Origin of the sequence: Phenylobacterium sp., assembly GCF_031181185.1 — a bacterium.
GTDB lineage: Bacteria > Pseudomonadota > Alphaproteobacteria > Caulobacterales > Caulobacteraceae > Phenylobacterium.
In genome coordinates this window covers 1-18,416 of sequence record NZ_JAPSKZ010000062.1, presented here as the reverse complement: position 1 = coordinate 18,416, position 18,416 = coordinate 1, and the positions used below count along the sequence as shown (strand labels likewise).

The 18,416-nt window shown below is 68.2% G+C and carries 24 protein-coding genes; 13 read left to right on the top strand and 11 right to left on the bottom strand.

Going from position 1 to position 18,416, the window contains the following annotated elements; all coding sequences use genetic code 11:
• Positions 1–1,308, bottom strand: a 1,308-nt coding sequence (locus tag RIF93_RS09750) for a DEAD/DEAH box helicase (RefSeq protein ID WP_375163871.1), incomplete at its 3' end; no start/stop codon positions are given.
• 205 nt (positions 1,309–1,513) lie between these two features.
• Between RIF93_RS09750 and RIF93_RS09745 the strand changes: the two genes are divergently transcribed.
• Positions 1,514–1,657: a hypothetical protein gene (locus RIF93_RS09745; protein WP_309090794.1), complete on the top strand. Its 144-nt coding sequence runs from the start codon at positions 1,514–1,516 to the stop codon at positions 1,655–1,657.
• Positions 1,658–1,815: 158 nt separating this feature from the next.
• Here RIF93_RS09745 and RIF93_RS09740 read toward each other — a convergent pair whose 3' ends face one another.
• Both RIF93_RS09740 and RIF93_RS09735 read right to left on the bottom strand, forming a co-directional pair.
• Positions 1,816–2,319 carry a hypothetical protein gene (locus RIF93_RS09740; protein WP_309090793.1) on the bottom strand — a complete coding sequence of 168 codons (504 nt, stop codon included), beginning with the start codon at positions 2,317–2,319 and terminating at the stop codon, positions 1,816–1,818.
• 294 nt (positions 2,320–2,613) lie between these two features.
• Entirely contained in the window at positions 2,614–2,913 is a 300-nt protein-coding gene (locus RIF93_RS09735) for a hypothetical protein (protein WP_309090791.1), read from the bottom strand.
• Between the two features lie 321 nt (positions 2,914–3,234).
• Here RIF93_RS09735 and RIF93_RS09730 point away from each other — a divergent pair, with 321 nt between their 5' ends.
• From RIF93_RS09730 to RIF93_RS09720, 3 genes are read left to right on the top strand one after another with little or no spacing between them, the layout of a single operon-like run.
• Positions 3,235–3,513: a hypothetical protein gene (locus RIF93_RS09730; RefSeq protein ID WP_309090789.1), complete on the top strand. Its 279-nt coding sequence runs from the start codon at positions 3,235–3,237 to the stop codon at positions 3,511–3,513.
• A gap of 4 nt (positions 3,514–3,517) precedes the next feature.
• Positions 3,518–3,727: a hypothetical protein gene (locus tag RIF93_RS09725; RefSeq protein WP_309090787.1), complete on the top strand. Its 210-nt coding sequence runs from the start codon at positions 3,518–3,520 to the stop codon at positions 3,725–3,727.
• A gap of 33 nt (positions 3,728–3,760) precedes the next feature.
• Entirely contained in the window at positions 3,761–4,447 is a 687-nt protein-coding gene (locus tag RIF93_RS09720; RefSeq protein WP_309090785.1) for an SOS response-associated peptidase family protein, read from the top strand.
• Between the two features lie 7 nt (positions 4,448–4,454).
• On the opposite strand, the gene RIF93_RS09715 is transcribed toward RIF93_RS09720, so the two are convergent.
• The 3 genes from RIF93_RS09715 to RIF93_RS09710 all read right to left on the bottom strand — a co-directional run bounded on the left by RIF93_RS09715 (position 4,455) and on the right by RIF93_RS09710 (position 6,899).
• Entirely contained in the window at positions 4,455–5,948 is a 1,494-nt protein-coding gene (locus RIF93_RS09715; protein WP_309090784.1) for a P-loop ATPase, Sll1717 family, read from the bottom strand.
• Positions 5,949–5,988: 40 nt separating this feature from the next.
• Complete coding sequence (locus RIF93_RS20740; protein ID WP_375163870.1) at positions 5,989–6,162, bottom strand: YodC family protein; 174 nt, start codon at positions 6,160–6,162, stop codon at positions 5,989–5,991.
• Positions 6,163–6,509: 347 nt separating this feature from the next.
• Entirely contained in the window at positions 6,510–6,899 is a 390-nt protein-coding gene (locus RIF93_RS09710) for a PEGA domain-containing protein (protein WP_309090782.1), read from the bottom strand.
• 363 nt (positions 6,900–7,262) lie between these two features.
• Here RIF93_RS09710 and RIF93_RS09705 point away from each other — a divergent pair, with 363 nt between their 5' ends.
• Positions 7,263–7,523 carry a hypothetical protein gene (locus RIF93_RS09705; RefSeq protein WP_309090780.1) on the top strand — a complete coding sequence of 87 codons (261 nt, stop codon included), beginning with the start codon at positions 7,263–7,265 and terminating at the stop codon, positions 7,521–7,523.
• A gap of 198 nt (positions 7,524–7,721) precedes the next feature.
• Positions 7,722–8,141 (top strand): hypothetical protein, encoded by a 420-nt coding sequence (locus RIF93_RS09700; protein ID WP_309090778.1) that lies wholly within the window; start codon positions 7,722–7,724, stop codon positions 8,139–8,141.
• A 29-nt stretch (positions 8,142–8,170) separates the two neighbouring features.
• Here the strand turns inward: RIF93_RS09700 and uvrB are convergent, their stop codons facing one another.
• Complete coding sequence (gene uvrB / locus RIF93_RS09695) at positions 8,171–10,378, bottom strand: excinuclease ABC subunit UvrB (protein WP_309090796.1); 2,208 nt, start codon at positions 10,376–10,378, stop codon at positions 8,171–8,173.
• A gap of 156 nt (positions 10,379–10,534) precedes the next feature.
• Here uvrB and RIF93_RS09690 point away from each other — a divergent pair, with 156 nt between their 5' ends.
• From RIF93_RS09690 to RIF93_RS09680, 3 genes are read left to right on the top strand one after another with little or no spacing between them, the layout of a single operon-like run.
• On the top strand, positions 10,535–10,972 hold the full coding sequence (locus RIF93_RS09690; protein ID WP_309090776.1) for a peptidylprolyl isomerase: 438 nt from the start codon (positions 10,535–10,537) through the stop codon (positions 10,970–10,972).
• Positions 10,930–11,142: a hypothetical protein gene (locus RIF93_RS09685; protein ID WP_309090774.1), complete on the top strand. Its 213-nt coding sequence runs from the start codon at positions 10,930–10,932 to the stop codon at positions 11,140–11,142. Before RIF93_RS09690 ends, RIF93_RS09685 begins: the two co-directional genes overlap by 43 nt.
• Before the next feature lie 60 nt (positions 11,143–11,202).
• Positions 11,203–11,376 (top strand): hypothetical protein, encoded by a 174-nt coding sequence (locus RIF93_RS09680; protein ID WP_309090772.1) that lies wholly within the window; start codon positions 11,203–11,205, stop codon positions 11,374–11,376.
• Here RIF93_RS09680 and RIF93_RS09675 read toward each other — a convergent pair.
• Positions 11,373–11,552, bottom strand: coding sequence for a hypothetical protein (locus RIF93_RS09675; RefSeq protein WP_309090770.1), 180 nt, complete (start codon positions 11,550–11,552; stop codon positions 11,373–11,375). The genes RIF93_RS09680 and RIF93_RS09675 overlap by 4 nt on opposite strands.
• A gap of 98 nt (positions 11,553–11,650) precedes the next feature.
• Here RIF93_RS09675 and RIF93_RS09670 point away from each other — a divergent pair, with 98 nt between their 5' ends.
• The 3 genes from RIF93_RS09670 to RIF93_RS09660 are packed head-to-tail and all read left to right on the top strand — an operon-like array spanning position 11,651 to position 14,829.
• Positions 11,651–12,343: a Crp/Fnr family transcriptional regulator gene (locus RIF93_RS09670; protein ID WP_309090768.1), complete on the top strand. Its 693-nt coding sequence runs from the start codon at positions 11,651–11,653 to the stop codon at positions 12,341–12,343.
• 60 nt (positions 12,344–12,403) lie between these two features.
• A complete protein-coding gene (locus tag RIF93_RS09665; RefSeq protein WP_309090766.1) occupies positions 12,404–13,666 on the top strand; it encodes a dicarboxylate/amino acid:cation symporter in 1,263 nt (420 codons plus the stop codon).
• A 2-nt stretch (positions 13,667–13,668) separates the two neighbouring features.
• Positions 13,669–14,829, top strand: coding sequence for a pyridoxal phosphate-dependent aminotransferase (locus tag RIF93_RS09660; RefSeq protein WP_309090764.1), 1,161 nt, complete (start codon positions 13,669–13,671; stop codon positions 14,827–14,829).
• Here the strand turns inward: RIF93_RS09660 and RIF93_RS09655 are convergent.
• Positions 14,814–15,074 (bottom strand): DUF1294 domain-containing protein, encoded by a 261-nt coding sequence (locus tag RIF93_RS09655; RefSeq protein WP_309090762.1) that lies wholly within the window; start codon positions 15,072–15,074, stop codon positions 14,814–14,816. The genes RIF93_RS09660 and RIF93_RS09655 overlap by 16 nt on opposite strands.
• A 91-nt stretch (positions 15,075–15,165) precedes the next feature.
• Here RIF93_RS09655 and RIF93_RS09650 point away from each other — a divergent pair, with 91 nt between their 5' ends.
• Positions 15,166–16,008 (top strand): MBL fold metallo-hydrolase, encoded by an 843-nt coding sequence (locus RIF93_RS09650; RefSeq protein WP_309090760.1) that lies wholly within the window; start codon positions 15,166–15,168, stop codon positions 16,006–16,008.
• Here the strand turns inward: RIF93_RS09650 and RIF93_RS09645 are convergent.
• Both RIF93_RS09645 and RIF93_RS09640 read right to left on the bottom strand, forming a co-directional pair.
• Positions 16,005–16,616, bottom strand: a complete 612-nt coding sequence (locus tag RIF93_RS09645; protein ID WP_309090758.1) for a hypothetical protein — start codon at positions 16,614–16,616, stop codon at positions 16,005–16,007. The two genes, RIF93_RS09650 and RIF93_RS09645, sit on opposite strands and share 4 nt — an antisense overlap.
• A 55-nt stretch (positions 16,617–16,671) precedes the next feature.
• Positions 16,672–18,416 (bottom strand): hydantoinase B/oxoprolinase family protein (locus tag RIF93_RS09640; RefSeq protein WP_309090756.1); only part of this gene is annotated, 1,745 nt, incomplete at its 5' end.

The following is an 18,416-nucleotide window of genomic DNA, read 5'->3' as shown; positions in this document are numbered from 1 at the left end:
CATCAAGCAGATCGAGGATTGCTTGATGATCGCCTGGTTCTTCTCGGCGGCGGTGCGATAGACCTCGTCGTCGTCGTCGATCCGCTTGATCGGACGGTTCGTCGGGATCTCCATGACATCCATCTTGTAGATGTCGAGGAACTCCTGAGCCTCGGTCGCCGCGGTGCCGGTCATGCCCGACAACTTGGAATAGAGGCGGAAGTAGTTCTGGATGGTCACCGAGGCCAGGGTCTGGTTCTCGGGCTGGATGACGGCGCCTTCCTTGGCCTCGATGGCCTGGTGCAGGCCTTCCGACAGGCGGCGGCCGTGCATCATGCGGCCGGTGAACTCGTCGATGAGGATCACCTCGCCGGCGCGGACGATGTAGTCCTTGTCGCGGGTGTAGAGGATGTTGGCGCGCAGGGCCTGGTTCACGTGGTGCACGACCGAGACGTTGGCCGGGTCGTAGAGGCCGGCGCTGTCCTCGGCCAGGTGACCCTCGCGCTCGAGGATCTCCTCGATCCGCTCCGAGCCTTCCTCGGTCAGGATCACCTGCCGCTGCTTCTCGTCATGCTCGAAGTTGGTCGGGTCCTGGATCAGCTCTTTGATGAGCAGGTCGATGGTCTTGTAGAACTCGGAGCGGTCCTCGGTCGGGCCCGAGATGATCAGCGGCGTGCGGGCCTCGTCGATCAGGATCGAGTCCACCTCGTCGACGATCGCGAAGTTGTGGCCGCGCTGGACCATATCGGCCTTGTTGTAGACGAGGTTGTCCCGGAGGTAGTCGAAGCCGAACTCGTTGTTCGTGCCGTAGGTGATGTCGCTGCCGTAGGCCGCCTGGCGCTGGCCCTGGCTCAGGCCGTGGACGATGACGCCCACGGAGAGGCCCAGGAACTGATAAACCTGACCCATCCACTCGCTGTCGCGCTGGGCCAGGTAGTCGTTGACGGTGATGACGTGGACGCCCTTGCCTTCCAGGGCGTTGAGGTAGACCGGCGCCGTGGCCACCAGCGTCTTGCCTTCGCCGGTCCGCATCTCGGCGATGCCGCCCGTGTGCAGGACCATGCCGCCCACCAGCTGCACGTCGTAGTGCCGCTGGCCCAGCACGCGCCGGGCCGCCTCGCGCACCACGGCGAAGGCTTCGTCCATCAGCTGGTCGAGGGTCTCGCCCTTGGCCAGGCGGGCCTTGAACTCGTCGGTCTTGCCGCGCAGCTCGGCGTCGGACAGCGCCTGGATCTTCGGCTCCAGGGCGTTGATCTTGAGGACCCGCGCCTGCATGGCCTTGACCTTGCGGTCGTTGGAGGTGCCGAAGAACCGTTGGAAGATGCTCAAGGGAACTGTCCGATCGTCGGCGGCGCCTAGGGCCCTGCGCGCGCCGAAAAAGCCGCTCTTTTGGGGCGTGGGTGACTTAAGGACTGCCCCCGCGCAAGTCAACGCAAGCGGGCGTGCGGCAGCTTGACCGTTCCCGCGTCATCGGGATGTGCGAGCCGCGCCGCCGGGGCCTGCTATCGTCGCGCCGTCCACGGGGGAGGCGGCGATGATGCGCATGGCGATCCTGGCGGCGGTGCGGGCGGTGGTGGCGGGGGACCCGGCGGTGGCCGAGGGGATCTTCACCGCCGAGCTGCAGCGCTGGGCGCCGCGGTTCGACGCCACCGGGGTGCTGGCGCCGCCGAGGCCCTGAAGGGGCGCGCACGAGTCTTGCCTCCCCTGCGGAGCGGGGGAGGGGGGCGGCCCGGACATGCCGGGCGGCGGTTCGTCGTGTCTGGGGCAGGGTTCTGAGAGACCCCTCATCCGGCCTGCTGCGCAGGCCACCTTCTCCCGCAAGGGGAGAAGGCGGGTTCAGGTGGTGTCGTGGGGGTCGGGCTTCGCGTGGGGGTAGGGCTCGGGCTTGAGGTCGAGGCGTTTAATGATGCGCTCGGCCTGCTGTTCGAGGGTAAGGGTCGCAAAGACCGGATCGAGGTCTTCGTACTCGAGGGCGCGGTCGAACTCGGCGGCGAGCTCGTCGTCGTCCTCCCAGTCGGCCTCGCGCCAGGTGAGGGTCTCGACCCGGTGTCGGATGCGGTCGTCGCGCTCGCGGGCGCGGCGCTCGGCCTGGGCCTCGGCGATGCGCTCCTCGTCGCGGGCCAGCGCCCGGACGTCCTTCCGCAGCTTCACGCGCAGGGCGTAGGTCAGGCGGATGGAGCGGGCGGAACGGTCGAGGGGCTCGGCCACGGCCGTCAGGGTCTCGACGTCGGCGGCGGCTTCGATCTGTTCGCGGTAGCGCTGGATCAGCACGAACTGGGTGTCGGCGACCGCAGCGAGGCGGGCGTCGATCTCCTCCATCAGCTCGGTGTCGCTGACCATGAACAAAAAGAGAACATAGATCGAGCCCGAAGTCAAGCATTTCGCGATCGATCGCTTTCCGCGCACGAAAAAGGCGGCCGTTCTGGCCGCCCGTTCGTCATGGCAGATCGCCGGTAAGCTTGAGAGGCGCGGTTAACGCGCGCCGGCGTGGGGATGGCCTTCGGCTGGAGCCGGGGATCAGCGCCCCGCCGTCCGGCTTAACCCATAAAGTACGTCCCGCCCGCGCCGCCGGCCCCTCGCATGCCGGCTCGGATTGGGACACTCGCAGAAACTCTTGCTGGACCGAGCGCCCGATCAGGTGCGCGCGACGATGGCTTCCAGGGTCTGGACGCGGCTGTCCATGTCCTCGACGAGACGACGGGCGACGTCGCGCACGCCGGGCGGATAGGCTTCGCCGCCTTCGGCGATCTCGGCGGCCATCTGCTCGACCTCGACGATCGCGGCGGTCAGGGCCTTGATGTGGTCCTTGGCGAGCTGCTTGGCCTCGGCCTGCAGGCGCTTCACGCGCTGGGCGACGGTTTCGGCCTTCGCGGCGGCGAGACTGCTACTGTTTTTCAGGTCGTTGTCGGCGACCACACTGAGAGACGGTGACATTCTCAAATACCTCAAATCCCCAACCCGAGATCCTGGAAGACCCGCGTCCCACCATGGTCCGCTGCGGAAGGCCTTCCGAGCCTCGCTGTCCCAAGTTACGCCTTGAGACAGCACAGGTTCCCTGTCTCGGGCATGAACGGCGCCAGTTAAGGCTGTTCAGGGGATAGGTGGGGATTTGCGGCCACGGTGTGTAGTTAACACCTTGGCAGTGGTGTCCTTTCGGGGTGGAAGGTCTCGGGGCCGCCGAACTGTGGATTCGCAACCCGGGATTGGTCGCGGGCGCTTGATCGTTCCTGTTATGTTCGTGCAGGAACAAGCGCCATGCAGGTTAGATCCACCCCTCTGACGCCGCGCCGGCTGATCGAGCTGAAGGCGAGCCTCGCGCTCTATTGCGACGCCTGCCGGCTGATGCGCGAGGCGGACCCCAATGCCCTCGTGGCGGCGGGGCGGGGCGACCAGCCGGTCGCAGCCATGCGGTTCCGCTGCACCACCTGCGCCCAGCTGCGGCGCGAGACGAAGGTGAAGGCCCAGGCCACCTGGTGGTGCGGCGGGACCACCTACGACTACGACTTCGCCACCGGCGAGCTTTGGCTGCGGTAGCGGCATGGCCCAGATGTTCCAGACGCTGGCCCGCACGCTCCTGCCGCATCAGGGGCTGGGCCTGGAGTGCGCCCGGTGCGGGCGGCGGGCGACCTGGCCGCGGGACGAGGCGATGCGCAGGCTCGGGCCGGACTCCACCCCCGCCGATGTGCGCCGGCGCCTGAAGTGCGCGGGCTGCGGCGCGCGCGAGGCGGTGCGCCTCAGGGTTGTTTGACCGGACGCGGACCCCGGGCGGAAGCTTCCGCCCATGTGCAACCTCTACACCCTGGACCCGGCGCTCACCGACCTGGCGGCGGCGTTCGAGCGGTTCCTGGGGCTGGAGCTGAAGCTGTCGGCCGGTCCCGACACCCTGTCGAACCAGCCGTGGGCGAAGGTGGTCTATCCCAAGTACCAGGGCCTGTTCGCCCGGCCGCTCGACCCCGGCGATCCGGCGCAGGGTCTTGAGCCGGTGGTCGGCCGCTGGGGGATCGTGCCGTTCTTCCACAAGGGGCCGGCCAAGGCCTGGAAGTTCCCGACCAACAACTGCCGGTCCGAGGACATGGCGGCCAAGCCGTCGTTTCGCGATTGCGTGAAGCAGCGGCGCTGCATCATCCCGGCGAGCGCGATCTGCGAATGGACCGGGCCGCAGGGGTCGAAGACCAAGCACCTGATCACCCGCGCCGACGGGGCGCCGCATTTCCTGGCCGGGCTATGGGCGAGCCACACGTGGGAGGGCGAGGAGACCGTCAGCTACACGATGGTGATGCAGGCGACGGCGGAAGGCGACGACATGCACGCCTTCCACAACCGCCAGCCGGTGTTCCTGGACCGCGAAGGCGCGATGACCTGGCTGACGTGCGGGGCGGACTACGCGGGGCTGCTCAAGGGACCGCCGGGCGGGACGCTGGTGGCGGACCCGCCGGGGGCGGTGGGGGTGGGGCAGCTCACAGGCTGAAAACCCCTCACGACGACCGGCTAAATTTCTTCACACCAAGCACCTCCATGAAGCCGGGATGCACGCGATAGCTTGTGGCATTCTCGTTGAAGAGAGAGCGCCTCTCTTTGTACTTCCAGACGTATTCCGCTCCGCCGAAACCTCCACCCCCAGGCCGATAGTATCCAACCACCGAGTATTCGAAGAGGTGGGACAGCATTTCGGTCGCCGTCATCCCTGGGGGGAGCATTTCGCGACGTGCCTCACATGCCGACTCCGCGTCACGGAGTTCGAACTGTAGGCTTCCAATCGTCTTGAGAATCTCAAGATAAAGTTTGTAGTCGGGATATTTCTTTTTTATCTCGTCATCGAGCTCGTCGAGCAGATATTCAGAGTATTTCTGCCTAGCGTCGATAATATCTTTATTGATAAACTTGTGATTGTCTGACGATCCATTGACTTTGTGTGCCTGAAGAATCTCGTTTGAGAACTTAATGATATCGCGTGGACGTAAAAACGTCCTGTCCACAATGTGGTCGTACTTTGATTGCCGGCTGGTCATCTGTTGTGTCTCGTCGAACACAGTTGCCCATGCGCCGGCCTCCGGGATGTTGAGTACGCTATGGAAGCGCTTCTCCATCAGGGCTTTCAGGGATGGCCCCCCCTTCTCATTATCCCATTCGATATAACTCACCGCAGTTTCGGTGAGCTTGTTCTTATCTTCGAAATGAAGGTCTCTATAAACATCATCTCGTAGAAATATGATGACGCTCAAGCGACGCCCACATTCACGAGATTTATTGTTTATCTTTCGTGCGGCAAGGAGGAGTCCGATGAGTCGAAGCCGATAATCTTCCGCTTCCAAGCTCATTCCGAGATCGAGCTCATCGAAGCAGATATAATAGTCAAGCTCTGGGTTCAGGCACGATATAGTGGCCTCAGAAAGTACACGATTCACGTCCTGAATGACTATGGGAAGATGTTCGATTGGCATCTCTTCCCCAGAAACGCTCGCCTTAACTACCTTCCAGTCGATTCCGAACTCACCCCTCATCTTAATTCGGGTCGCAGGAGAGAAGACGCGGCTTAGGTCGGGGTTCACCGAGCCATAGGTATCGCAGACGAAACTCTCAAGCCGAGCCATGCTTTCAACGGCTATGTCGCTCCAGGGCTGTGATTGATCTTTTGTGAGTAGGATCTTGGAGAGTGTGATATTTATCAGGTACTCCCAACTATGAAGGTAGCACTGCTCCTTCGGAACTCCCGCTTCGATCTGCTTGGCATGATGGTGCCACGGATACTCAGCGAAGCCGTGGCCGTGGGGAAGGACATCATGGGACAGCAATCCTACGATCTGCCTGTAGATCGCCGTCTTGCCGCTGCCTTTTCGACCTATGATTACGTAGCGCTCGTGATCTTTGGCGCTGATATAGGCAGCATGCGTTTCGAACGCTTGGTCCAAGAGCGGGTCGACGTCTGCGTCGACGGCTCCGAAGTTCTTTACGGCCTTCAAATCTAACATCTCGCCCCCCCGAACTGCATGCATTCTGTGCTCTGCGGCGCTAGGCTCTCGCAGCTTGGAGCGCGGCTACGGGAAAGTCAGCCCACTTAACTTCGAACGTGCCGCCCTCCCGGTTGAACCAGGTGCAAGTAACTGAACTGCCGGACGCGTAGGTAACGGTCATGAGCGGGCCGCTGGACTTCAGCTGCACCACATCGCCGAGCTGAAACTGCATTGCTGCCTCCCTGTAGTTGTGCGTTGAGGCTGTCTGCCGTCAAATATTTCCGCAATGGGTAGTCTAACTCTTCCACAGAAATCCATGCTGCTGATCTAGCGGCCCTTTAGTGCTTACCAATGCCGAGTCGCGCCGAGGACCATCCGGGAGCGACCAGTCAGTCAGCACTCTGCTCCAACTTCGGCAGCTCTGTGTTTGGGCCGCTCCTCTACCGAGCACAGCTCCATCCGCCCACCAGGCTTTGGCTATGGTCGTGCAACGGTCGCCGCCAGCGGCGACGTGGCCGTGCCGGCGATCAGCGCCGTTGAGAGGTCGAGCGAGCCTCGAAGCTCGCTCGATTGGTCCCGCTATTCCGCCTTCTCCAGCTTCACCATCGCGGGGTTGGGAGTCAGATCCAGCATGGCGCCGGTCGCGATATCGACTCCACCGCCGATGATGCCGCCCACGAGGACATTGCCGGCCATGGCGGCGCCGCCGGCGCCTGCGACCTTGTTCGTGACGGTCACGGTCGCGGGCTTGTAGCCGGGCTTGGTGACCGTGGCCGTGAACTCGGATTTCCGCTTCATCTTGATCGAACAAGGCGTGGCGGGACACTGGTGCCCGTTCGAGGTTTCGACCTTCGCCCCCTGAGGATCACTGTTGATCTCCCAGGCGGTGCTGCTCCCGCGCGTGACGGTCGCACACGCACCCAGGCTCATGGCCGCCGCCGTGACGGCAGCAATACGCAGTAGATTCAAGGTAGCCTCCCTCGCCTTGGAGAGGCAGCTTCGATGGACCCCCCATCGCCCCTTCCCCTGGCCACCGGAGTAAGCCCGTAAAAGTTGCGGGCGGCAATGGCGCAGCTTCTGGTGGGGTCAAGTCGTCGCGCCCAGCCTTGCTCCGCCCTTCGGTCGCCTCAAGGCGCGAGCTGCGCTCGGCCTTGACCCGGCCTGCGGGCGAAGCTTGTGGGCCGCCATGGACTTCGGGCTAGCTGCATCCTGACGGATGCGGGGTGAGGGACTGTGGCGAAACGGAATAGCTCGGGGGGCTGGCGGCTCGGCCCGAGGCCGACTGGGGGCGGACTGGGTCTGGCGCTCGCCGCCCTGATCGGAGTGGCGTTCATGGTCGCCGTTCTCGCCTTGCAGCTCATGCCTCGGGGTGGGGCGCCGGAGCGGTTTGTTGGAACGGTCCTGGCCGTGGAAGCGCACGTGCGCAAAGCCCGCAGCGGGATCGTCGCGCATGTCCGAACGGACGAGGGCGTCGCGGTGGTGGAGCTTCCAGCCGGCGTGGTTTGCAGACCGGGCGAGCGGATCGCGCTCTGGCGGCGAGGGGCGGCCTACGCCGTGGCGCCGGAGGGGTGCGGCGGGGACGCGCGCGGCTGACGAGCCGGCGGCGCGCTAGAGTCCAGCCGCCCAGCCTTGCTCCGCCCTTCGGTCGCCTCAAGGCGCGAGCTGCGCTCGGCCTTGACCCGTCCTGCGGGCGAAGCTTGTGGGCCGCCATGGACTTAGGGCTAGCTGCATCCTGGCGGATGCAGGGTGAGGGCGATGATAAAGGCGGCGGACCGGCCTTCGAGCGGACGGGTGGCGCTGGCGTTCCTCGCGGCGGCAGCGGCGCCGACGCTGCTGGCCATGAGCGCGCTGTTCCTGTTTGGCCTGCGCGACGGCCTTGCTGCAGCGGCCGGAGGAGCCGCGATGGGTGCGATCGCGGCGGCGCTATTCGGATATCTGCCGATGCTCGCGCTAGGCGTGCCGCTGTACATCCTGCTGCGGCCGTGGCTTCGCGTGCGGGCCTGGGGCTCGGGTTTGGCGGGCGCGCTGGTCGGCAGCGCGTCCGGGATCTTGGGCGCCCAGACATCTGCGGCATATGGCGGCGACGCGCTGGCGGGAGCGTTGACGGTGATCGTCTTCGCCGCGCTTGGGCTGGTGGGCGGGCTGGCCTTCTGGCGGGTGCACGAAGGCGGCCGGCGCCGCGAGACCCCTCATCCGTCAGGCTCCGCCTGACACCTTCTCCCGCAAGGGGAGAAGGGGCGTCAGCGGCGGCCGCGGCCTTTGCGGAACTGTTCCTGCTTCTCGGCGCGGGCTTCGGCGCGGACGCGTTTGACGGCGGCCTTGTCGCCGGTCTCGCCTTCGCCGGCCAGGGCGTCGGCGGCGAACTCCAGGTCGAGGAGCTTCAGGCGCTTGATCTCGTCGCGCAGGCGGGCGGCTTCCTCGAACTCGAGGTTGGAGGCGGCCTCGCGCATGCGGTTCTCGAGGTCGCGCAGCGTGGTCTTGAAGTTGTCGCCCATGAAGGGCTTGCCGTCCTCGGCGATGCCGACCGGGACGGTGACGCGATCCTTCTCGTAGGGGCTGGCGAGGATGTCCTTGATCTGGCTCTTCACGCTCTCGGGCGTGATGCCGTGCTCGAGGTTGTAGGCCATCTGCTTCTCGCGACGGCGCCTGGTCTCGGCCATGGCCCGTTCCATCGAGCCGGTGATGGTGTCGGCGTAGAGCACGACGCGGCCGTCCACGTTCCGGGCGGCGCGGCCGATGGTCTGGATGAGCGAGGTCTCCGAGCGGAGGAAGCCCTCCTTGTCGGCGTCGAGGATGCCCACGAAGCCGCACTCGGGGATGTCGAGGCCTTCGCGCAGCAGGTTGATGCCGACCAGGATGTCGAAGGCGCCCAGGCGCAGGTCGCGGATGATCTCGATGCGTTCGAGAGTGTCGACGTCGGAGTGCATGTAGCGGACCCGCAGGCCCTGCTCGTGCATGTATTCGGTGAGGTCCTCGGCCATCTTCTTGGTGAGGACGGTGATCAGGCTTCGGTAGCCGCGGGCGGCCGTGTCGCGGACCTCGGCGATCACGTCGTCCACCTGGCTGAAGCCGTCCTTGGAGACCGGGCGGACCTCGACCGGCGGGTCGATCAGGCCGGTGGGGCGGATGACCTGTTCGGCGAAGACGCCGCCGGCGCGCTCCATCTCCCACGGGCCGGGCGTGGCCGACACGTGGACCGTGTCGGGGCGCATGGCGTCCCACTCCTCGAACTTCAGCGGGCGGTTGTCGATGCAGCTGGGCAGGCGGAAGCCGTATTCGGCCAGGGTGAACTTCCGGCGGTAGTCGCCCCGGTACATGCCGCCGATCTGGGGCACGGTCTGGTGGCTCTCGTCGACGAAGAGCAGGGCGTTGTCGGGGATGTATTCGAAGAACGTGGGCGGCGGCTCGCCCGGGCGGCGGCCGGTGAGATAGCGGCTGTAGTTCTCGATGCCGGCGCAGGAGCCGGTGGCCTCGATCATCTCGATGTCGAAGGTGGTGCGCTGTTCCAGGCGCTGGGCTTCCAGCAGCTTGCCGTTGGCGGTGAGCCACTCGAGCCGCTCCTTCAGCTCGACCTTGATCTGGTTGATGGCCTGGCGGAGCGTCGGGCGCGGCGTGACGTAGTGGCTGTTGGCGTAGATCTTCACGCCTTCCAGCTCGGCGGTCTTCTTGCCGGTGAGCGGGTCGAACTCGACGATGGCCTCGATCTCGTCGCCGAACAGGCTGATGCGCCAGGCGCGGTCCTCGTAGTGGGCGGGGAAGATCTCGATGGTGTCGCCGCGCCGGCGGAACGTGCCGCGCTCGAAGGCCTGGTCGTTGCGCTTGTACTGCAGGGCCACGAGGTCGCCGAGCAGCTTCTTCTCGTCGATGCGGTCGCCGGGCCGCAGCTGGAAGGTCATGGCCGAGTAGGTCTCGACCGAGCCGATGCCGTAGATGCAGCTGACCGAGGCCACGACGATGACGTCGTCGCGCTCGAGGATCGCGCGGGTGGCCGAGTGGCGCATCCGGTCGATCTGCTCGTTAATCGAGGAGTCCTTCTCGATGTAGGTGTCGGTCCGGGGCACGTAGGCCTCGGGCTGGTAGTAGTCGTAGTACGAGACGAAGAACTCGACCGCGTTCTCGGGGAAGAAGCTCTTGAACTCGGAATAGAGCTGGGCGGCGAGCGTCTTGTTGGGCGCGAGGATCAGCGCCGGGCGCTGGGTCTCCTCGATGACCTTGGCCATGGTGAAGGTCTTGCCCGAGCCGGTGACGCCCAGCAGCACCTGGTCGTGCTCGCGGCCTTCGAGGCCGGCGACGAGATCGCGGATGGCGGTCGGCTGGTCGCCGGCGGGCTCGTAGTCGGAGACCAGCTTGAACCGGCGGCCGCCCTCGCTCTTCTGCGGCCGCTCCGGACGGTGCGGCTTCCACAGCAGCGGCATGGTGTTCTCGTCGTAGTCGAACGTCGCGGTCATGTCGGCGACGCCAGCTCCGGCGGGGCTTCGGGCGGCTTTGGGCATGGGCGGAACGTAGGTCTTCCGGGGGCTCTTCGCCACTCTATCGCACAGGGCTGCTGACAGGAGAGTGTCAGCAGCCCTAGGCTGCGGGCGGGGACGACGGGGAGTTCTTCGATGCTCGGGATTCTGGCGGCCGCGGCGGCCGTATCGGACTGGCGGCCGCTGGAGGCGGAGAACACGCTGCTGATCGAGACCAGCAAGGGCCGGGTGATCGTCGAGATGGCGCCGGACATGGCGCCCAAGGCGGTCGAGCGGATCAAGCGGCTGGCGCGGGAGGGGACCTACGACGGGCTGCAGTTCCACCGGGTGATCGACGGCTTCGTGGCCCAGACCGGCAATCCGAACAACCGCGACGGCGGGACCTCGGGGCATCCGGACCTGCCGCCCGAGTTCCAGTTCCGGGTGGCGGCGGACCGGGCGGTGGTGGCGGTGGAGCGCAGCGGCCGGCGAGGCGACTGGACCACGAATACACGGTCTGGGGCCGCGTGGTGGCGGGGCAGGACGCGGTGTTGGCGCTGGCCGCGGGCGAGCCGCCGAAGGTCCCCGACCTGATGCTGAAGGCGCGCGTGCTGGCCGACCTGCCGGCGGCCGAGCGCCCGAAGCTGGAGGTGATGGACCCGCGCGGGGCGGCCTTCCAGGCGCGGCTCGCGGCGCTGAAGCGGGAGAAAGGCGCGGCGTTCACCATCTGCGACGTCGAGGTCCCGACTCGCGTAACACGCTAGATGGCGCCTGCGACTCTCCGTCCAGTTGTCCAGCTTAACCACAAGGCGTATGCCGGGCGCATGAAGTTCGAAGTGGTCGAAACCGGCGGCGAATGGATCGTCTCGCGCGAGGGCGAGGAGCTTGCCCGCTTCGCCGCGCAGGAGGCGGCGCTGAGCGATGTGGCCGGCCGCCTGCGCGAGGCCGACGCCGGCCAGTCGGCCGCGCTGTGCATGCGCTACGAGCGCCGGCCCTAGTCCGAGGGCTCCTGGGTCCGGGCCTCGCGCGCGGCCTGGGTCAGCCGGCGGGCGGACTCCTCGGCGGCGTCGGGCGTCAGGGCGACGCCCACGGAATCGGGCCCGAGCACGACCACCTCGCCGTCGATGGCGTGCACGTTCATCGGCTCGTCGAAGGCTTTGTCCAATGAGTTCATGGCTCTGGGTCCGTGGGCTCGTCAACCATGCGAAGCGGCGGATGTTCCCGACGTGACAGTGCCTTGAACCGGCCAAGCCTGGGCGCGTTTTGCGTCGGGTGACCTACACAAACCACTTCCTCGACAGCCTGGACGCCCGGGACATGGCGGCCCTCGAGCCTTCGCTCGAGCGGCTCAGCATGGAGCGCGACCGCGTGCTGAACGAAGTGGGGCAGCCGGTGGAGCACGTGTACCTGCCGATCGACAGCATCCTGTCAGTGGTGGTCGTGATGCTGGACGGCGCGCAGATCGAGAGCCGCACCATCGGGCGCGAGAGCGGTTACGGGCTGCTGCACGCCCTGGGCTCGCGGTTCGCCCACGAGCGGATGCTGGTGCAGGTGGCGGGCGACGCCTGGCGAGTGCCGACGCCGGTGCTGCAGCAGGCGGCGGCGAACAGTCCTTCGCTCACGCGGACCCTGGTGCGGCACGCCCAGGCGACGACCTTGCAGGCGGCGCGGGCGGCGGCGTGCAACGCCCTGCACCCCGCCGAGAAGCGGCTGTGCCGGTGGCTGCTGATGACCCAGGACCGGCTGGACTCCGAGGTGGTGCCGCTGACCCAGGAGCACCTGTCGACCATGCTGGGCGTCCAGCGGACGACGGTGACCGGAATCGCCGGGCACCTGCAGGAGCGGGACGTGATCCGCTATTCCCGCGGACGCATCCGCATCAAGGACCGCCCCGCGCTCGAGGCCTGCGCCTGCGAGTGCTACGCCGCCATCCAGGAGAGCACGCGCCAGGTCCTCGAGGACTGATGGCGCTTGCAGGCTGAGCCGGTTGTGGGCCAGATCGCCCGACCTTCTGGAGGGTTGGGGTTGCGGCTTCTGAAGTCCCTGAGCGTAAGGGTCCTGCTGGGCCTTCTCCTCGGCCTGGGCGTCGGCGCGCTCGGCGCAGCCAGCGGCGACGCGACCGTGGCCCGGGTGATCGAGGCCGTCGAGGCCGTTGGCGGACTGTGGCTCAACGCCCTGCGCATGACGGTCGTGCCGCTGATCTTCGCCATCCTGGTGACGGGCATCGCCCAGGTCTCGGACGCCGCGGCGACCGGACGGCTGGCGGCGCGGGCGATCGGCTGGTTCTTCGGCCTCCTGCTGCTGGCGTGCGCGTTCAGCCTGGCCTTCACCCACGGCTTGCTCGCCCTGTGGCCGGTCTCGGCAGAAGGCGCGATGGCGCTGCGGGCCGGCGCGCCGCCGACGGGCCCAGAGGCGGTGACGCCGGACTTCGCCGCCTGGATCAAGGGCCTCGCGCCGTCGAACCCGGTGAAGGCGGCGGCCGAGGACGCGGTGCTGCCGCTGGTCGTGTTCGCGATCTTCACCGGCTTCGCCCTGACCAAGCTGCCGGCCGAGCGCGGACGGACGGTGATCGACGTCTTCCAGGCGATCGGCGAGGCGATGATCGTCATCGTCCGCTGGGTGCTGTGGGCGGGCCCGGTGGGCGTATTCTGCCTGGGTCTGGGCGTGGGCTTGCGGGCCGGCGTCGGGGCGGCGGGCGTGCTCGGGCACTATGTGGCGGTGGCCTCGGCGGCCGGCCTGGGCATCACCATCATCGGCTACTTCCTGGCGGTGTTCGTGGGCCGGGTGCCTCTGGGCCGCTGGGCGCGGGCGACGGCGCCGGTGCTGGCGGCCGCCTTCGCCACCCAGTCGTCGCTGGCCTGCCTGCCGGCGATGATCGAGCGGACCCGGGACGACCTGGGCGTGCCGCAGCGGATCGCCGGCCTGGTGCTGCCGCTGGCGGTGGCGGTGTTCCGCTTCACGAGCCCGGTGGTGAACCTGGCCGTGGCGATCTTCGTGGCCCACATCTACGGCATCGACCCAACGCCGCTGCAGTTCGCCGGCGCGGTGCTGGTGGCGCTGGCGGTCAGCGTGGGCTCGGTGGGGCTCCCGGGGCAGGTGTCGTTCATCATCAGCGTGGCGCCGATCTGCCTGGCGCTGGGCCTGCCCATCGAACTCCTGCCGATCCTGCTGGCGGTCGAGGTCGTGCCCGACATCTTCCGGACCCTCGGCAATGTCACCGGCGACATGGCGGTGACGGCCATCCTGGCCCGCGACGAGCCCAACCCGCCCGAACCTGCGGACGCCTAGCCGTGGACGCGACCGCGCGCCCGGAGGTCGTGGCGCTCCGCAGCTCGAAGATCCGCGAGGTGGCCAACGCCGGCTTCGGCCGCGAGGGCGTGCTGCCGTTCTGGTTCGGGGAATCCGACCAGCCGACTCCGGCCTTCATCCGCGACGCGGCGGCCAAGGCGCTCGGCGAAGGGCGCACCTACTACACGCACAACCTGGGCACCGCCGAGCTGCGCGGCGCGCTCGCGGACTATCTGCAGGACCTGCACGCACGGCCCTTCGGAACGGAGCGGATCGCAGTCACGAGCTCGGGCGTCAGCGCCATCATGCTGGCGGCGCAGCTGGTGGTCTCGCCGGGCGACCGCGTGGTGGTCGTAGGTCCCGTCTGGCCGAACGTGCCGGAGATCCCGCGCATCCTCTCGGGCCACGTGGAGATCGTGCCCCTGGAAGCCGCCCAGGGGCGGTGGCGGCTGGACCTGGACCGGCTCATGGAGGCGCTGACGCCGGACACGCGGGCGCTGATCCTGAATTCGCCGAACAATCCGACCGGCTGGACCCTGGCGGCGGAGGACCGGGCGGCGATCCTGGAGCGATGCCGCAGGCTGGGGATCTGGCTGATCTGCGACGACGTCTATGAACGGCTGAGCTTCGGAGGGGGACGCTCGGCGCCGTCGTTCCTGCCGCTGGCTGAGCCCGAAGACCGGCTGATCGGGGTCAACAGCTTCTCCAAGGCCTGGCGGATGACCGGCTGGCGGCTGGGCTGGATGGTGGTTCCGCCGACCCTGACCGATCGGCTGGGGGTGCTCCTGGAATACAACACCTCGTGCGCGCCGGACTTCCTGCAGACCGCGGCGGCGACGGCCCTGCGTGAGGGCGAAGCGCACGTCGAGGCGCTGCGGGCCGAGCTGCTGGCCGCGCGCGACCAGGTGCTGGGCGGACTGCGGGCGTTGCCGGGGATCGAGGCGCCTGAGCCGGATGGCGGCATGTACGCCTTCTTCCGCCTGGCGGGCTGCACGGACTCCGTCGCCCTTGCCAAGGACATGATCGAAAAGGTGGGCCTGGGCCTCGCGCCAGGCGCAGCGTTCGGCGCCGAGGGCGAGGGCTGGCTGCGCTGGTGCTTCGCCGCGGCGCCGGAGAAGAACGCGGCCGGCCTGGAGCGGCTGGCGCGCTACCTGGCCAGGTAGATCCAGAGACCGCAGGCGGCCTGGGCGGCGGCGATCGACCAGAGCAGGCTGCGGAACGGCTCCTTGCGGGTCTTGTGGCGAAAGAGCTGCTGGGCGGCGAGCGCCCCCGGCGCGCCGCCCGCCGCAGCCAGCATGAGCAGGGTGGCTTCAGGCGTGCGGCGTTCGCCCTCGACGGCGGCGCGCTTGTCGCGGGCGAAGGCATAGAAGGTGAACAGGCTTAGGAGCGCGATCCAGGCGGCGAGCATGGCCGCGGCTTAGCCGCCGATTGCTAACAAATGATCCCGCCCGGAACGGCGGGCGCGGCCTGCGGTTGAGCCCGCGGACGCGGAGGGACCCATGCGGATCCACCACCTCAACTGCGGCACCGACTGTCCGCTCGGCGGCGCCATCTTCGACGGCCGCAGCAAGGGAGCCCTGGGACACCTGATCTGCCACTGCCTGCTGGTGGAGACGGACGCCGGCCTCGTGCTGGTGGACACCGGCTATGGGTTGCGGGACGTGCGCGAGCCGTTCCCGCGGCTGAGCCGGCCGTTCGCGGCCATGCTGAACATCCGCCTGCGCGAAGAGGAGACGGCGGTCCGGCAGATCGAAAGGCTGGGGTTCTCGCCGGACGACGTCCGCCACATCGTCATCACGCACCTGGACTTCGACCACGCCGGCGGGCTGGAGGACTTCCCGAACGCGACGGTCCACCTGACCCGCGCCGAACTCGAGACCTACCGGACCAAGCGCCAGGGCTTCATCATGAAGAACCGGTACCGGCCGATGCAGGTGGACGAGGTGCGTGCGTGGCGGACCTACGATCCGCAAGGCGACGGCTGGTTCGGTTTCGAGGCGGTCCGCCAGCTCGACGGGCTGCCGCCGGAGATCCTGCTGATCCCGCTCAAGGGACACACCTGGGGCCATGCGGGCGTGGCGATCGACACCCCCGAGGGCTGGCTGCTGCACGCGGGAGACGCCTACTTCTACCGCGACGAGGTGCGCCGGCCCGACCGCCGCTGCACGCCGGGGCTGCGGGCCTATCAGACGATGATGGAGGTGGACCGGGCATCCCGACTGGCCAACCAGGACCGGCTGCGGGCGCTGTCGCTGGACCGCGCCGCGGGCGTCCGCATGATCTGCGCCCACGACGTGGTCGAATACGAGGCCTGCGCGGGCGGGCGCGCGCTGACCGCTTAGGAGGCCGGCGGGGTCTCGGCGGCGGGCGCGGGCTGTTCGGCCGGCGCGGCTTCCGTGGCCGGGGCCGGCTCGGGTTCGCTGCCGCGCAGGGTGGCGGCGGCCAGCTTCGAGCGCTGTTCCAGGTTCGCGGCGGTGGTCTCGCAGCGGGCGGGAAGCGCCCAGCTCATCCACTCCTGGGCCTTGCGGGCCTTGGTGACGTCGGGGCCGGCCGTCCAGACCGAGCGGCCCTTCTTCACGGCCTCGGCTCCGACGGTGTTGATCGGACGGGTCGAGGCCTTCTCGGCGGCGGTCAGAGCCGACTGGAACAGCTTCAGCTTCTCGCGGCCGTCCTTCTGCATGTCGGCGTAAACTTTCATGTCGTCCTCGAGGCGCGTGCCGGGCTTGCGGAACTGCTTCTCGATGCGGGTGACCTCGGGGATCACCTCGTCATGCATGTCGAGGTAGCCGCGCAGCGCGCCGTAGCACCAGGCCACGAACTGGTAGTCCTCGCGCGGGGCGCCCGTGGGCCAGCGCTCCTCAGCGGCCGGGGCCGCGGCGGGCTGTGCGGCCGGCGCGGCGGCGGGGGCGTCCTGGACGAAGAGCGCGAGGGCGATGGCAAGCGGGGTCATAAGCAACCTTGTGATCACGAATTCTGGCAGCTTCGCGCCGATCTAGCGGACCTGTTCAGATGACGGAGCCATATCCGCCGCCCCCCGGGGTCTGGATCTCGATCGTATCGCCAAGCTTCACCGTAACGGAGAAGCAGCCTGGAAGTTCAGTAACCTCGCCCGAGGCCTGGATCAAACGTTGCCGGCCCGGCAGGCCCGGCCCACCGCCGGCCAGGCCCTGGGGCGGGTGCTCGCGGCGGGAGGAGAGCAGGGCCGCCTCCATCGGGGCGAGGAAGCGGATGCGGCGGACCGCGCCGTCGCCGCCGCGCCTCGCGCCCGCGCCGCCCGAGCCGTGGCGCACGCCAAAGGTCTCCACCCGGACGGGGAAGCGGCGCTCCAGGATCTCGGGATCGGTGAGGCGCGAGTTGGTCATGTGGGTGTGGACGGCGCTGGCGCCGTCCGCGTCGGCCGTGGCGCCCGCCCCGCCGCAGATGGTCTCGTAGTACTGCCGGGTCTCGTCGCCGAAGGTGAAGTTGTTCATCGAGCCCTGGGCGTTAGCCATGACGCCGAGCGCGGAATAGAGCCCATCCACGACGTGCTGGCTGGTCTCGACGTTGCCGGCGACGACGGCGGCGGGCGGCTTCGGGTCCAGCATCGAGCCTTCGCGGGTGCGGATCTCGAGCGGCTTCAGGCAGCCGGCGTTCAGCGGGATGTCGTCGTCGACAAGGGTGCGGAAGACGTAGAGGGCCGCGGCGTCGACGATCGCCGAAGGGGCGTTGAAGTTGGACGGCAGCTGGTCGGCGCTGGCGGTGAAGTCGAGCGAGGCGGTGCGGGCCTGCGCGTCCACGGTGGTGCGGACCACGATCTCGCCGCCGCCGTCCATTGGGACGCGGGCGTCGCCGTCGGACAGGCGGCCGATGGCGCGGCGCACGGCTTCGGCGGCGTTCTCCTGGACGAAGCCCATGTAGCGGGCGACGGCCTCCGCGCCGAAGCTGCGGATCATGCCGGCCACGGCCGCGGCGCCCGCCTGGCAGGCGGCGACCTGGGCCTTCAGATCGGCGAGGTTTCGGTCCGGCGCGCGGGCCGGGAAGCGGCCGGCGGCGAGCGCCTGGCGCACCTCGGCGTCGAGGAAGCGGCCTTCGCGCATGATCGGCAGGGCGTCGAGGAGGACGCCTTCCTCGTCGATGGTGCTGGAGAAGGGCGGCATGGAGCCGGGCTGGACGCCGCCCACGTCGGCGTGGTGGCCGCGCGCGGCGACGTAGAAGGCCGGCTGCGCATCGGCCGCGTCCATGAAGACGGGCATGACGACGGTGATGTCGGGCAGGTGGGTGCCGCCGGCGTAGGGATTGTTGAGCGCGAAGGCCTCTCCGGGTTTCAGGTTCGCGTGGCGGTCGCGGACGGCGCGGACCGAGGCGCCCATCGAGCCCAGGTGGACGGGCATGTGGGGCGCGTTGGCGACCAGACCGCCGTCGGTGTCGAAGAGGGCGCAGGAGAAGTCGAGCCGCTCCTTGATGTTCACCGAGTGGGCGGTGCGCTCGAGCGCCGCGCCCATGGCCTCGGCCACGCCCATGAACCGGCGGTTGAAGAGCTCGAGGGTGACCGGGTCGGGCCTGTCGAGGGCGATGGCCGTGCGGGCCTCGGCGCCGGTTCTGGCGAGGCGGATGAGGCCGTCGGCCTCGCGCGTGGCCCGCCAGCCGGGGAGCACGGCGATCTGGGTGTCGGCGCGGACCACGAGGGCGGGGCCGGAAACGGTGGTGAGACTGTCGGCGTCGACGACGGGGGCGTCGTGCCATTGGCCGTGGGCGAACAATCGGACCATCT

Coding starts and splice junctions, on each gene's coding strand:
- RIF93_RS09690 (WP_309090776.1), top strand. CDS start 10,535: ATGCTCGGGATTCTGGCGGCCGCGGCGGCCGTATCGGACTGGCGGCCG.
- uvrB (WP_309090796.1), bottom strand. CDS start 10,378: ATGACCGCGACGTTCGACTACGACGAGAACACCATGCCGCTGCTGTGG.
- RIF93_RS09725 (WP_309090787.1), top strand. CDS start 3,518: ATGGCCCAGATGTTCCAGACGCTGGCCCGCACGCTCCTGCCGCATCAG.
- RIF93_RS09675 (WP_309090770.1), bottom strand. CDS start 11,552: ATGAACTCATTGGACAAAGCCTTCGACGAGCCGATGAACGTGCACGCC.
- RIF93_RS09730 (WP_309090789.1), top strand. CDS start 3,235: ATGCAGGTTAGATCCACCCCTCTGACGCCGCGCCGGCTGATCGAGCTG.
- RIF93_RS09735 (WP_309090791.1), bottom strand. CDS start 2,913: ATGTCACCGTCTCTCAGTGTGGTCGCCGACAACGACCTGAAAAACAGT.
- RIF93_RS09655 (WP_309090762.1), bottom strand. CDS start 15,074: ATGCTCGCCGCCTGGATCGCGCTCCTAAGCCTGTTCACCTTCTATGCC.
- RIF93_RS09740 (WP_309090793.1), bottom strand. CDS start 2,319: ATGGTCAGCGACACCGAGCTGATGGAGGAGATCGACGCCCGCCTCGCT.
- RIF93_RS09680 (WP_309090772.1), top strand. CDS start 11,203: ATGAAGTTCGAAGTGGTCGAAACCGGCGGCGAATGGATCGTCTCGCGC.
- RIF93_RS09645 (WP_309090758.1), bottom strand. CDS start 16,616: ATGACCCCGCTTGCCATCGCCCTCGCGCTCTTCGTCCAGGACGCCCCC.
- RIF93_RS09705 (WP_309090780.1), top strand. CDS start 7,263: ATGGTCGCCGTTCTCGCCTTGCAGCTCATGCCTCGGGGTGGGGCGCCG.
- RIF93_RS09715 (WP_309090784.1), bottom strand. CDS start 5,948: ATGTTAGATTTGAAGGCCGTAAAGAACTTCGGAGCCGTCGACGCAGAC.
- RIF93_RS09745 (WP_309090794.1), top strand. CDS start 1,514: ATGATGCGCATGGCGATCCTGGCGGCGGTGCGGGCGGTGGTGGCGGGG.
- RIF93_RS09650 (WP_309090760.1), top strand. CDS start 15,166: ATGCGGATCCACCACCTCAACTGCGGCACCGACTGTCCGCTCGGCGGC.
- RIF93_RS20740 (WP_375163870.1), bottom strand. CDS start 6,162: ATGCAGTTTCAGCTCGGCGATGTGGTGCAGCTGAAGTCCAGCGGCCCG.
- RIF93_RS09720 (WP_309090785.1), top strand. CDS start 3,761: ATGTGCAACCTCTACACCCTGGACCCGGCGCTCACCGACCTGGCGGCG.